The following is a 12087-nucleotide window of genomic DNA, read 5'->3' as shown; positions in this document are numbered from 1 at the left end:
ATATAATTTTAATGACGAAAAAGCAAGGAAAGGGTAAATGATAGAAAAAAATATGGTATAATCATACTATGAAAATCATCCTTCCAAATGCAAAAGAATTAAATACTAATTTAGAAAATCATCCCTTTGCTCCTTTGTCTGAAAAGAGTAGGGCCGTTCTGGAGGCTCTAGGCCAGATGTCAGCCGCAGACTTGGCAGCTTTCTACAAATTAAAGGAAGATAAGGCAGAGCTTGAAGCCGACCGTTGGCATCGTATGATTCATCAGCAAGCTAAGTCCTATCCCGCTTGGATGTTGTACGATGGCCTCATGTACCGCTATATGAAACGCCGGGACTTGAGTGAGGTTGAAGAAGCTTATCTCGCTCAGCATGTCTTGATTGCGACTGGTTTTTATGGCTTAATCGCACCTTTTACCTTGATTTCTCCGCATCGCTTGGATTTTCAAGGACAGCTAAAAGTAGAAGGGCAATCGCTCAAGCAATTTTGGCGGGCGCAGTACGATGAACAGTTAGCAGATGAAGACTTGATTATTTCTCTTGCTTCGTCTGAGTTTGAGCAGGTCTTTTCACCAGCTATCCAAAAGCGCATGGTACAGATTGTCTTTATGGAGGATAAAGAGGGAGAACTGAAAGTTCACTCCACCATTTCTAAGAAAGGGCGGGGGCGCCTCGTGTCACTCATGGCAGAAAAGAATGTTCAGACCCTCGATGAGATTCGTCAGTTGACCTTTGACGACTTTGCTTATCGGGCGGATCTGTCAGAAGACGCAAAGTTGATTTTTGTACGAAAACATGCTGCATTCTGAGTCGTTCCACGCGTTTCCGAATTCAGATAGGGAGTGGGACAAACCAGGATGAGCTCGTAGCGCTCACCCACAAAAGCATGTAATCTGAAAGATTACGTATAAAAGGTCTGATTAGAAAAATAAAAAGCGAACAAAGGAGGAGTTGAAATCTTAAAAACTCTCTTTGTTCGCTTTTTATATATTTTTTAGTAGAAGATGCTACATGAAATTATAGAATTTCTAACAGAAAACTCTTTTTGTCCGATCTCCTTATTGTTTATCCAATCGCTGCAAGAAGGTCAGTAGCTTGTTTTTCTAATTTCGCAGCTGTTTCTTCCGAAAGGACGAATTGACCAGTTGCCCATGCGTCTGGATTGATTGGTGAAGCTGTAAATTCACCCACAACTTGTGTACGGATAAATGGAAGAAGGGCACTGTAGGCTGCAAAGAGTGGCTCATGTCCGCCGTTCGCAGCAGCAGATACAGTAATCAATTTATCTTGGAGGATAGAAACCCCTTTTGGATTTGACAAGTCAAGCGCTCGGCTGAGCCAGTCAAGAATATTTTTCACTGGACCAGGAATGCCATAGTTATAAACAGGGGAGAAAATCCAGATAGCATCTGCTTGATTGACAGCTTCACGAGCTGCTGCAATAGCAGGAAGGACAGGTGTTTCAAGGTCTTGGTTAAAGACAGGCACTTGACTGTAGTCAAGGTAAGTCACAGTTGCTTTTCCTTTTAACAATTCCTCAGCTTGTTGTGCCATTTGGTGATTGAATGAACCTTCACGAAGTGAACCGACTAAAAATAATACATTTGCCATGAGTATGGTCTCCTTTATATGTCTGATGTGCTTTCAAAACCAAAAGATTATCACAACAATCATCTTTTGATTTTGAAAGCGATAAAACTAGGATAACAAAATTATCACTAATTAGCAATATTTTTGATTTATCTTTTAAATTTTTTTAAAATCTTATTGAGATTTTCCTGTTCTTCAAGGCTGAGAACATTAAAAATTCGTCCAATATTGTCATAATGTTCAGGTAGAATAGCCTCAATCGTCTGGCGACCAAGATCGGTCAGATGTATTCGAAAAGCTCGTTTGTCATGACAATCAGGTACTTTTGTAATATAGCCGTCTCTCATCATGTTTCGGATAACAACTGTCATATTGCCAGATGTACTGAGGAGCTTATCAATCAATTCTTGAATACGGAGACCTCCTTTATTGTAGAGAGCTTCTAATACTCCGAATTGTCCCATGGTCAGTTTGTATTTTTTCATGGTTTCAATTTCTTGCTTATAAATGGTATCGGAAGCGCGGTGGAGAATGACCAGACTATGCAGGGCTTCTTTGTTGTTTTCTAGGGCTTTTTTCACATTTTCTTTCATAGGGATAGTGTAGCAAGAATTGAGCAGAACTGCAAGAGGAAGGGCTTTTGGAATAGCGGTGAAGAGCTGTTGAAAAAATTCAGGCAAATTGCCAGAAAAAATGGCATTCTGAGCTAATCTATAGTATAATAATTCTATTATGGCAAAAATGAGAAATCGCACCAGTAAATCCAGCATGACGCTTGGCAAGCAGTCTCTTATCGGAGTATTTGTCCTTGTATCTGTTATTGTTTTTTCAATCTTGTATATTTTGGAAGTGTCGGCCCGTCCTTTTTTACAGGGACAAGAGCAGGCTGAGCAGGTGGCAATCCAATATGCAGGCGTGACCTCTATTTCTAAGGTCGCTCGCTACAATGGCGAAAAGAGCTATTATAGTGTGACTGGAAAAAATCAGGCAGCAGAAGACGTCTTAGTCTTGATACCAGAAGAATCGTCGGAAATTCTTGTTTATAAGGCGGTAGAAGGGATTTCTCAAGAAAAAGCGGAGGCGATTGCCAAAGAAAATGGAGCTGGTGAGATTTCAAAAGTGACCTTTGGCTACTTTAAAAATCAACCGATTTGGGAAGTAAAATCTGGTCAGATCTACTATGCTATTACTTTTGAAGGTGGGAAATTGCTGAGTAAGGAGGGAATATGAAGTTATCAAAGCGAGTGCTTGAAATGGAAGAGAGTGTGACCCTGGCTGCGGGAGCGCGGGCCAAGGAGTTGAAGGCACAAGGACAGGATATTTTATCTTTGACCCTAGGGGAGCCTGACTTTACCACACCAGTAAATATCCAAGAAGCAGCTATCCGATCGATTCAAGACGGTCGTGCTAGCTTTTACACGGTTGCAAGTGGTCTTCCTGAGTTGAAAGCAGCGATTAGCCAGTATTTTGAGAAGTTTTACGGATATGCAGTCGCTCCAAATCAGGTGACAGTAGCTACAGGGGCAAAATTCTCTCTCTATACTTTTTTCATGAGCGTTATTAATCCGCTTGATGAGGTGATTATTCCAACACCTTACTGGGTCAGCTACGCAGATCAAATCAAAATGGCAGAAGGTGTGCCGGTCTTTGTTCAGGCAACAGAAGCAAATGATTTTAAGGTGACGGTAGATCAATTAGAGGCGGCGCGGACAGACAAGACCAAGGTCCTCGTGCTCAATTCACCGTCTAATCCGACTGGAATGATTTACAGCAAGGACGAGCTACTCACAATCGGAAATTGGGCTGTAGAGCATGATATTCTCATTTTAGCAGATGATATTTATGGACGGCTCGTCTATAATGGGAATACGTTCACACCGGTTTCTAGTCTATCTGAAGCGATTCGGAAGCAGACGCTGGTTATCAGCGGTGTGTCGAAGACCTATGCCATGACGGGTTGGCGGATTGGTTATGCAGTGGGTGAGGCAGAAATCATTTCTGCCATGAGTAAGATTGCAGGACAGACAACGTCCAATCCGACAGCAGCTGCCCAATATGCAGCCATTGAAGCACTTATCGGTGAGCAAGATACGGTAGAGCGCATGCGCGAGGCCTTTGAAGAACGTCTCAATACCATTTATCCTTTGCTTGCAGAGGTGCCGGGATTTGAAGTGGTGAAGCCGCAAGGAGCATTCTACCTCTTTCCAAATGTTAAGAAAGCTATGGAAATGAAGGGCTTTTCGGATGTGACCGATTTTACAACATCCATCTTGGAAGAAGCAGGAGTTGCCTTGGTGACAGGAGCAGGTTTTGGCGCACCAGAAAATGTCCGTCTTAGCTATGCGACTGATCTTGAGACCTTAAAAGAAGCTGTTAACCGCCTAAAAGCATTTATGGAACAGGATTAAGTGCTTCTATGACTGACCATTTGAGTATGCGAGTCAAGGGCTTGTACATTTCCAGAGATTTTTATAAAAAACACTCGCTCCGCTTGGCTACGAAATAAGATTTGATAATGCTAAAACGCATAAAGAAGTGACCTTGGTTTATCAAGCTGTCTACCATGTCAAACATAAATAGCGAATAAAGCAAATTTGCTGCTTTATAGATGTGAGTTATAAACAATTACAATAGAAAAAGAAAAGAGAAATTATGTCTAAAGATTTAGTATCGATTATTGATGTCAAAGACCATGTTGGTGAAAAAATAACGATTGGTGCTTGGGTTGCCAACAAATCAGGAAAAGGAAAACTTGCCTTCTTGCAACTCCGTGACGGAACTGCCTTTTTCCAAGCAGTTGCTTTTAAGCCAAACTTTATTGAAACATTTGGTGAAGAAGAAGGAACAGCTAAGTTTGATATTGTGAAACGTTTGAGCCAAGAAACATCTGTTCTTGTGACAGGGATTGTCAAGGAAGATGAGCGTTCAAAATTCGGCTACGAACTAGATATTACAGACCTTGAAGTGGTTGGTGAATCAAAAGATTATCCAATTACACCAAAAGAACACGGAACGGATTTCCTCATGGACAACCGTCATTTGTGGTTGCGTTCTCGTAAGCAAATGGCCATTATGCAAATCCGCAACGCTATTATCTATGCGACTTATGAATTCTTTGATAAGAATGGCTTTATTAAGTTTGACAGCCCAATCTTGTCTGGAAATGCCGCAGAAGATTCAACAGAACTCTTTGAAACCGACTACTTTGGCACACCTGCTTACTTGAGCCAATCAGGTCAGTTGTACTTGGAAGCAGGAGCAATGGCGCTCGGTCGTGTCTTTGACTTTGGTCCAGTATTCCGTGCGGAAAAATCAAAAACCCGCCGCCATTTGACCGAGTTCTGGATGATGGATGCCGAGTATTCATTCCTTTCGCATGAAGAATCGCTTGATTTGCAAGAAGCCTATGTCAAGGCACTTATCCAAGGTGTTCTAGACCGTGCATCGCAGGCGCTTGAGACCTTGGAACGGGATACGGACCTCTTGAAGAAATACATTGCAGAGCCATTTAAACGTGTCTCTTATGATGATGCGATTAGTCTTTTACAAGAGCATGAAGCAGACGAAGATACGGACTATGAGCACGTAGAGCATGGAGATGACTTTGGTTCTCCACATGAAACATGGATTTCAAACTACTTTGGAGTACCGACCTTTGTTGTCAACTACCCAGCTAGCTTCAAGGCTTTCTACATGAAACCAGTCCCTGGTAATCCAGACCGCGTTCTTTGTGCGGATCTTCTTGCGCCAGAAGGCTATGGCGAAATCATCGGAGGCTCTGTCCGTGAAGATGACTACGATGCCCTTGTTGCCAAAATGGAAAGTCTTGGCATGGATCGTTCAGAGTACGAATTTTACCTTGACCTCCGTAAATATGGCTCAGTTCCCCACGCAGGATTTGGAATTGGTATCGAGCGGATGGTGACTTTCGTCGCTGGTACCAAGCACATCCGTGAAGCCATTCCATTCCCACGCATGTTGCATCGGATTAAACCGTAAATACAAAAAAAGCGCCTCAAGCGCTTTTTTATGTGTTCCACTCAGTGGTTTGAAGTGCAATAGTCTGACTTTGAGCAATGAGTTTTGAAACGGGACATCGACTATGGGCCTGCTGGACGAGACTTTCAGCTTCTTCAAGTGAGAATCCTTCAATGCTAGCCTTGGCATTGACCTGAAAGTAGTACCCTTTACCAATAGTAGCTTCTCGGTGGAGTTCACAGGTCACTTCAACCCGTGATTGGTTGCTTTGTTTCTGGCTTTCCAAGAGAGCTTGAATGGTTGCGTTGAGGCAAGTAGCCCAAGCGGTTGCTATGAGTTCTTCTGGATTAAATCCTTCTTCTTCAGTGAGGGGATGAGCGGTTTGGACGGATTTTGGGCTGGATAAGGTAACTTGTCCATGAATGCCCTCTTGGTTGGTAGCGGTGACGGAATATAGCATCAAAACCTCCTAATTATCATTATCTTTTTCATCAATACTTTATAGTGACTTAAATAAAGGTTAGGACATCGTTAAGTTACTTTGATGAACGCCAGTTCTATCTGTAGCACCTTGCCTTGTCCTATTCCTTTCTCAATCCACTATATTATACACCAAAGAAGTAAAGAAGTGGATAAGAACGATTTGCCTCTCATTTCCTAAAAATGTGCTATAATAAAGAAAAAACAAAAGAGGTAGGAAGATGAGAGCGATTCATACAGATAAAGCACCAGCAGCCATTGGACCTTATGTCCAAGGGAAGATTATCGGAAATTTTTTGTTTGCATCAGGTCAGATACCCTTGTCTCCAGAAACGGGTGAGGTTGTCGGTACAACCATTAAGGAACAAACGACTCAGGTTTTGAAAAATATTCAAGCTATTTTAACAGAAGCAGGAACAGATTTTGAACATGTGATAAAAACGACCTGTTTCTTGAGTGATATGGATGATTTCGTAGACTTTAATGAGGTCTATAAAATGGCGTTTTCGGCTGAATTTCCAGCACGGTCAGCAGTTGAAGTGGCTCGTCTGCCACGCGATGTTAAAGTGGAAATCGAAGTCATTGCAGTAGTGGAAAACTAGAGGAGAAATCATGTCTGAAAAACTTCATCTTGTGATTGTCACAGGAATGTCGGGTGCTGGGAAAACCGTAGCTATTCAGTCTTTTGAAGATTTAGGCTATTTTACGGTTGATAACATGCCACCAGCTCTCTTACCAAAATTCTTAGAACTAATGCGCCATAGTCAAGACAATGACAAGGTAGCGGTTGTTGTTGATATGCGTAGCCGTTCCTTTTTTGCGGAAATTCGTAAGGTCTTAGACGAGATTGAATCAGCTGATGATCTGGACTTTAAAATTCTCTTTTTAGATGCGACGGATAGTGAATTGGTGGCTCGATATAAGGAGACACGTCGTTCGCATCCGCTTGCAGCAGACGGCCGAGTTCTTGATGGAATTCAATTGGAACGTGAATTGCTTGCACCGCTCAAAAACATGAGTCAGAATGTGATTGATACCTCAGAATTGACACCGCGTAATCTTCGTAAGGAAATTTCAGATCAGTTTGCGCGTCTAAATAGTCAGCCCTCTTTTCGTGTGGAGGTCATCTCTTTTGGATTCAAATATGGTTTGCCACTCGATGCGGACTTGGTCTTTGATGTGCGTTTCTTACCCAATCCCTACTATCAGGTTGATTTGCGGAATCTGACAGGATTAGATGAGCCGGTTTTCAACTATGTTATGGCGCATGACGAGTCCGAAGAGTTTTATCGCCATTTACTGGGGTTGATTGAGCCGATTTTGCCAGGCTATCAAAAGGAAGGTAAGTCTGTCCTCACCATTGCCGTTGGCTGCACGGGCGGTCAGCACCGCAGTGTTGCTTTTGCCAAGCGCCTAGCGGACGATTTAGGGAAAGACTGGACGGTCAACCTCAGTCACCGTGATAAAGACAGACGAAAGGAAACGGTTAATCGTTCATGAGAAAGCCTAGAATTACAGTCATTGGAGGTGGAACAGGTATTCCAGTGATTCTCAAAAGTCTGCGTGATAAGGATGTGGATATTACCGCTATTGTGACAGTAGCAGATGACGGTGGCTCTTCGGGCGAGATCCGTCAGGCCTTACAGATGACTCCACCCGGGGACTTGCGCAATGTCCTGCTTGCCATGTCTGACATGCCCAAGCTATATGAACGCATTTTTCAGTATCGTTTTGCAGAGACAGACGGAGCATTAGCGGGTCATCCCTTGGGAAATCTGATTATTGCGGGCATCTCTGAAATGCAGGGGTCAACCTATCATGCTATGCAGCTCTTATCCAAGTTCTTTCATACGACAGGAAAAATTTATCCCTCAAGCGAAAATGCCCTGACCCTCCATGCTGTGTTTACAGACGGTCATGAGGTGGTAGGCGAGAGCAAGATTGCAGGATACAAGGGCATGGTCGACCATGTTTATGTGACCAATTCCTACAATCAAGATGAGCCGACTGCCAGTCGGAAGGTGGTTGAAAGCATTCTCGAAAGCGACATGATTGTTCTTGGTCCTGGCTCTCTTTTCACCTCGATTTTGCCTAATCTGATGATTTCAGAAATCGGTCAGGCCTTAAAAGAGACTAAGGCCGATGTGACCTACGTCTGCAATATCATGACCCAGCGGGGGGAAACCGAATTTTTCAGCGATGCAGACCATGTGCGAGTCTTGAACAAGCACTTGGGAGAGAATTTTATCGATATGGTCTTGGTTAATATCGAACCAGTCCCGAAAGAATACATGAATACCCACCAGTTTGACGAATACTTGGTGCAAGTCAAGCATGACTTTCCAGGTTTGCAGGCGCAAGCTCAGCGTGTTATTTCCTCTAATTTCTTACGGCTTGAAAATGGTGGAGCCTTCCATGACGGGGATTTAGTGGTCGAAGAACTCTTGAAAATCTTGCAGGTGAAATCATGAGTTTCAGTGTGCAGGTAAAAGAAGAAATTATCAGTCAGGGACGGCCAGAAAAGAGTGAATTAGCAGCCATGATTAAGCTATCGGGCAGTTTGGGGCTAGCCTCGTCTGGGCTTACCTTGTCGATTAGCAGTGAGAATGCAAAAATCGCCCGTCATCTCTATGAAATGCTCTATCAGTTTTACCAAGTCAAGGCGGAAATCCGTCACCACCAAAAGACCAATCTGCGAAAAAACCGGGTCTATACCGTATTTTTAGAGAATGGGGTCAATGAGATTTTAAATGATCTCTATCTAGCAGATAGCTTTTTTGGCTTGGAAACAGGAATTGCCCCTGCGATTTTAGAAAATGATAGCTGGAGTCAGTCCTATCTGCGGGGCGCTTTTTTAGCCAGCGGTTCTGTAAAAGATCCAGAAACAGGCAAGTATCAATTGGAAATCGCCTCTATTTATGAGGATCATGCCTATGATTTAGCCAATCTCCTGCAAAAATTTCTCTTGGACGGAAAAGTCATCGAACGTTCCAAAGGAAGCATTACTTACTTGCAACGGGCAGAAGATATCATGGACTTTCTCTTGATTATCGGAGCAGAAGAAGCTAAGACCGAATTTGAAAATGTTAAAGTTCTGCGCGAGACACGAAATGACCTCAACCGAGCAATCAACGCAGAAGCCGCTAACATTGCCCGCACTGTGACTGCTAGCATGAAGACGATTAACAACATTTCTAAAATTATGGAAACGATTGGCCTTGATCAATTGCCGTCTGACCTGCAAGAAGTCGCACAACTGCGAATAACGCATCCAGATTATTCTATTCAGCAGCTGGCAGACAGTCTCACAAAACCCATTACCAAGAGTGGTCTCAATCACCGCTTGCGTAAACTCAATAAAATTGCCGATGAATTATAAAATAATCAGCAATTTTGCTTTACAATTATCGAATCTTTTTATATAATAGAGAGCGTGTGTAATGGACGCACAAAAAACGGTTAATCCGCTGGGACAAGGCTCCCATGATTGGCAAGATAGGAGAATAAAGAAACATGAATCCATTAATTCAAAGCTTGACAGAAGGTCAACTACGTACTGATATCCCTGCATTCCGTCCTGGTGACACTGTGCGTGTTCACGCGAAGGTTGTTGAGGGAAGCCGCGAGCGTATCCAGATTTTTGAGGGTGTTGTTATCTCTCGTAAAGGTCAAGGAATCTCAGAAATGTACACAGTCCGCAAGATTTCTAGCGGTATCGGTGTAGAACGTACATTCCCAATTCACACTCCACGTGTTGATAAAATCGAAGTAGTACGTTACGGTAAAGTACGTCGTGCGAAATTGTACTACCTACGTGCATTGCAAGGAAAAGCTGCGCGTATCAAAGAAATCCGTCGTTAATCAACGGTTGGTATTTCAATCCACTACGGATATGGGCACCCGAAAGGGTGCTTTTTCATTTTTGCTTGCAATCTTGCTCCGTCTACGATACAATAAAAGAACCCCTTCCCTTAGTTAAATGGATATAACAAATTCCTCCTAAGAATTAGTTGCAGGTTCGATTCCTGCAGGGGAGATATTAAATTTTTAAAAACCCTTGTAACATCAGTGTTTACGAGGGTTTTATGCTTGATCGAGGCATTCAGGCTTATTGTTGTGTTTTGCGTTTGCTTACTAGCTTACGAATTAGCCATTCAGCAATGAGTTGGGAATCCGCATTAATAAATAGTGGCAGTAAGACAAGTTCGGTAAATACACGCATATAGAATCATCTCCTGCTAGCGCAGTATCGTGAGTGCGACAGTTTGATTATATCAGAAAAAACAACGATTGCTACAAAAAGAGTATTTTAAAAAAGCAAAGACAGAATTGTTTTTTTAATCTACTGAATAAAAAGATTGGCTAGTTATAATTTTCATTATGTATGTAACAATTTTCCCTCGAAAAATTTGTCTATATTTGATAAAATGGGAAAAGAAGATGGTTTGTACTCTTTAAAAAAGGCCGTTGTTATTTCTTGGAGTATGAAGAGAGGAGAACGATTATGGAAAATCATCATAGGGAATTCCGTTTTTCGGTGAGTTCTATTATGAGCTTTGTCTGGCGCGGTATTATCGTGGGGATTGTGTCGGGTGTCGTGGTCAGCCTGTTTCGACTAGCGATTGAAATGCTCTTTGAAGAGGTCACGGCTGTCTACCATAGAGCTCAGACAAATCCCGCATTACTAGTCCCAATTACCTTGATTAGTCTTACTGTGGCATGGTTGATTGGTCTATTGGTTAAATCAGACCCAGACATCAAGGGGTCTGGTATTCCCCATATTGAGGGAGAATTGAAGGGCCTTCTTCGGACCGACTGGTGGAGTGTCCTCTGGAAGAAATTTATTGCAGGAGTGTGTGCGATTTCAATGGGGTTTATGCTCGGACGTGAGGGACCAAGTATTCAGTTGGGGGCTATGTCGGCAAAAGGTATAGCCAAGTTTCTGAAAGCTAGTCGTATGGAAACCAGAGCCTTTATTGCAAGTGGAGCAGCTGCAGGTCTTTCAGCAGCCTTTAATGCTCCAATTGCGGGTCTCCTTTTTGTTGTCGAAGAAATTTATCACCATTTTTCGCGCATGGTATGGGTGACAGCCTTGGTTGCCAGTCTAGTGGCCAACTTTATTTCCTTGAACATCTTTGGGTTGACCCCTGTTCTTTCCATGAATCAAGAGTTGCCTTTTCTTTCCTTAGAGCAATATTGGATTTTTATCCTTCTGGGCATATTTTTGGGGGCTATGGGCTTTGGCTATGAAAAGGTGATTTTAAACTTCCACCGTTTTTATGACTTCTTAGGAAGAAAATTCCAGATTCCGCCGTACGCTTATGGGTTTATCGGCATTCTCTTCGTGATTCCGATTGGCTATTTCTATCCGCAGTTACTAGGTGGCGGGCATCGCCTGATTATTTCTCTGGCTCAGGAAAACCTGCTTTTGACCACAGTTTGTTTCTATTTTCTTATTCGATTTATCTGGAGCATGATTTCCTACAGTAGTGGTTTGCCGGGCGGTATTTTCTTGCCCATGCTGACCTTGGGATCTCTTTTAGGAATGGCCTTCGGCTTGGTTTTAGTCCAGCTTCATCTGATTTCCGTAGATGCCTTGCCACTTTTTATCGTCTTGGGAATGGCGGGGTATTTCGGTGCGATTTCAAAAGCGCCCCTGACTGCCATGATTTTGGTAACGGAAATGGTGGGTGATTTGAAGCAGTTAATGGCGATTGGCGTTGTAACTCTGGTTGCTTATATTGCCATGGATTTGTTAAAAGGGGAGCCAATTTATGAAGCCATGCTTGCCAAGATGACCATTGCGCACACAACTGATGTTGTTGAGCCAACCTTGATTGAGCTGATTGTCTCAGAGAAGATTGCGGGGAAAAAAGTGAGAGAATTGACCCTACCGAAAAATATCCTCATTACGACCCAGATTCATCATAAGAAGTCTGAATTGGTGGACGGGGATACCCTTCTGCATGCAGGAGCGACCATTTTCGTGGTTGTGAATGAAAAAGAATTGGGCAGAGTAAAAGAATTATTGATGTAAAAAAG

The 12087-nt window shown here is 42.8% G+C and carries 13 protein-coding genes and 1 tRNA gene; 11 read left to right on the top strand and 3 right to left on the bottom strand.

The annotated features are described in order from the left end of the window. Positions 1-68 precede the first annotated feature (68 nt). Entirely contained in the window at positions 69-806 is a 738-nt protein-coding gene (yaaA, locus tag CHF41_RS08245) for a peroxide stress protein YaaA (protein WP_119876816.1), read from the top strand. A gap of 256 nt (positions 807-1062) precedes the next feature. Here yaaA and CHF41_RS08240 read toward each other — a convergent pair whose 3' ends face one another. Together CHF41_RS08240 and CHF41_RS08235 are read right to left on the bottom strand one after the other, a co-directional pair. Beyond that, positions 1063-1608 (bottom strand): NAD(P)H-dependent oxidoreductase, encoded by a 546-nt coding sequence (locus CHF41_RS08240; protein WP_119876815.1) that lies wholly within the window; start codon positions 1606-1608, stop codon positions 1063-1065. Between the two features lie 128 nt (positions 1609-1736). Then, the gene (locus CHF41_RS08235) at positions 1737-2180 is read right to left on the bottom strand and encodes a MarR family winged helix-turn-helix transcriptional regulator (protein ID WP_119877174.1); all 444 of its coding nucleotides are present in this window, start codon (positions 2178-2180) and stop codon (positions 1737-1739) included. Between the two features lie 139 nt (positions 2181-2319). Here CHF41_RS08235 and CHF41_RS08230 point away from each other — a divergent pair, with 139 nt between their 5' ends. The 3 genes from CHF41_RS08230 to asnS all read left to right on the top strand — a co-directional run bounded on the left by CHF41_RS08230 (position 2320) and on the right by asnS (position 5586). Beyond that, entirely contained in the window at positions 2320-2817 is a 498-nt protein-coding gene (locus CHF41_RS08230) for a cell wall elongation regulator TseB-like domain-containing protein (RefSeq protein WP_119876814.1), read from the top strand. After that, positions 2814-3995 (top strand): pyridoxal phosphate-dependent aminotransferase, encoded by a 1182-nt coding sequence (locus tag CHF41_RS08225; protein WP_119876813.1) that lies wholly within the window; start codon positions 2814-2816, stop codon positions 3993-3995. Before CHF41_RS08230 ends, CHF41_RS08225 begins: the two co-directional genes overlap by 4 nt. 244 nt (positions 3996-4239) lie before the next feature. Continuing rightward, a complete protein-coding gene (asnS, locus tag CHF41_RS08220; RefSeq protein WP_119876812.1) occupies positions 4240-5586 on the top strand; it encodes an asparagine--tRNA ligase in 1347 nt (448 codons plus the stop codon). Between the two features lie 28 nt (positions 5587-5614). On the opposite strand, the gene CHF41_RS08215 is transcribed toward asnS, so the two are convergent. After that, positions 5615-6025, bottom strand: coding sequence for an OsmC family protein (locus CHF41_RS08215; protein WP_119876811.1), 411 nt, complete (start codon positions 6023-6025; stop codon positions 5615-5617). A gap of 241 nt (positions 6026-6266) precedes the next feature. Between CHF41_RS08215 and CHF41_RS08210 the strand changes: the two genes are divergently transcribed. From CHF41_RS08210 to CHF41_RS08180, 7 genes are all read left to right on the top strand, one after another. Next, positions 6267-6647 carry a RidA family protein gene (locus CHF41_RS08210; protein ID WP_119876810.1) on the top strand — a complete coding sequence of 127 codons (381 nt, stop codon included), beginning with the start codon at positions 6267-6269 and terminating at the stop codon, positions 6645-6647. A gap of 10 nt (positions 6648-6657) precedes the next feature. Continuing rightward, positions 6658-7545: an RNase adapter RapZ gene (gene rapZ / locus CHF41_RS08205; RefSeq protein ID WP_119876809.1), complete on the top strand. Its 888-nt coding sequence runs from the start codon at positions 6658-6660 to the stop codon at positions 7543-7545. Next, positions 7542-8516: a YvcK family protein gene (locus CHF41_RS08200; protein WP_119876808.1), complete on the top strand. Its 975-nt coding sequence runs from the start codon at positions 7542-7544 to the stop codon at positions 8514-8516. Before rapZ ends, CHF41_RS08200 begins: the two co-directional genes overlap by 4 nt. Continuing rightward, entirely contained in the window at positions 8513-9424 is a 912-nt protein-coding gene (gene whiA / locus CHF41_RS08195) for a DNA-binding protein WhiA (protein WP_119876807.1), read from the top strand. Before CHF41_RS08200 ends, whiA begins: the two co-directional genes overlap by 4 nt. A 134-nt stretch (positions 9425-9558) precedes the next feature. Beyond that, positions 9559-9906, top strand: a complete 348-nt coding sequence (gene rplS / locus CHF41_RS08190) for a 50S ribosomal protein L19 (RefSeq protein ID WP_067085767.1) — start codon at positions 9559-9561, stop codon at positions 9904-9906. 104 nt (positions 9907-10010) lie between these two features. Next, a tRNA-Arg gene (locus CHF41_RS08185) sits at positions 10011-10082 on the top strand. 467 nt (positions 10083-10549) lie between these two features. Continuing rightward, entirely contained in the window at positions 10550-12082 is a 1533-nt protein-coding gene (locus tag CHF41_RS08180) for a ClC family H(+)/Cl(-) exchange transporter (RefSeq protein ID WP_119876806.1), read from the top strand. Positions 12083-12087: the final 5 nt, after the last annotated feature.

Origin of the sequence: Streptococcus respiraculi (assembly GCF_003595525.1) — a bacterium.
Classification (GTDB): domain Bacteria; phylum Bacillota; class Bacilli; order Lactobacillales; family Streptococcaceae; genus Streptococcus; species Streptococcus respiraculi.
Note: the sequence above shows the minus strand (reverse complement) of the source record. Positions and strands in the feature narration are given on the sequence as shown.

Excerpts from the sequence above, each read along its gene's own strand:
- CHF41_RS08210 (WP_119876810.1), top strand. The coding sequence starts at position 6,267 with ATGAGAGCGATTCATACAGATAAAGCACCAGCAGCCATTGGACCTTAT.
- CHF41_RS08225 (WP_119876813.1), top strand. The coding sequence starts at position 2,814 with ATGAAGTTATCAAAGCGAGTGCTTGAAATGGAAGAGAGTGTGACCCTG.
- asnS (WP_119876812.1), top strand. The coding sequence starts at position 4,240 with ATGTCTAAAGATTTAGTATCGATTATTGATGTCAAAGACCATGTTGGT.
- CHF41_RS08200 (WP_119876808.1), top strand. The coding sequence starts at position 7,542 with ATGAGAAAGCCTAGAATTACAGTCATTGGAGGTGGAACAGGTATTCCA.
- CHF41_RS08230 (WP_119876814.1), top strand. The coding sequence starts at position 2,320 with ATGGCAAAAATGAGAAATCGCACCAGTAAATCCAGCATGACGCTTGGC.
- rapZ (WP_119876809.1), top strand. The coding sequence starts at position 6,658 with ATGTCTGAAAAACTTCATCTTGTGATTGTCACAGGAATGTCGGGTGCT.
- yaaA (WP_119876816.1), top strand. The coding sequence starts at position 69 with ATGAAAATCATCCTTCCAAATGCAAAAGAATTAAATACTAATTTAGAA.
- CHF41_RS08215 (WP_119876811.1), bottom strand. The coding sequence starts at position 6,025 with ATGCTATATTCCGTCACCGCTACCAACCAAGAGGGCATTCATGGACAA.
- rplS (WP_067085767.1), top strand. The coding sequence starts at position 9,559 with ATGAATCCATTAATTCAAAGCTTGACAGAAGGTCAACTACGTACTGAT.
- CHF41_RS08180 (WP_119876806.1), top strand. The coding sequence starts at position 10,550 with ATGGAAAATCATCATAGGGAATTCCGTTTTTCGGTGAGTTCTATTATG.
- whiA (WP_119876807.1), top strand. The coding sequence starts at position 8,513 with ATGAGTTTCAGTGTGCAGGTAAAAGAAGAAATTATCAGTCAGGGACGG.
- CHF41_RS08235 (WP_119877174.1), bottom strand. The coding sequence starts at position 2,180 with ATGAAAGAAAATGTGAAAAAAGCCCTAGAAAACAACAAAGAAGCCCTG.
- CHF41_RS08240 (WP_119876815.1), bottom strand. The coding sequence starts at position 1,608 with ATGGCAAATGTATTATTTTTAGTCGGTTCACTTCGTGAAGGTTCATTC.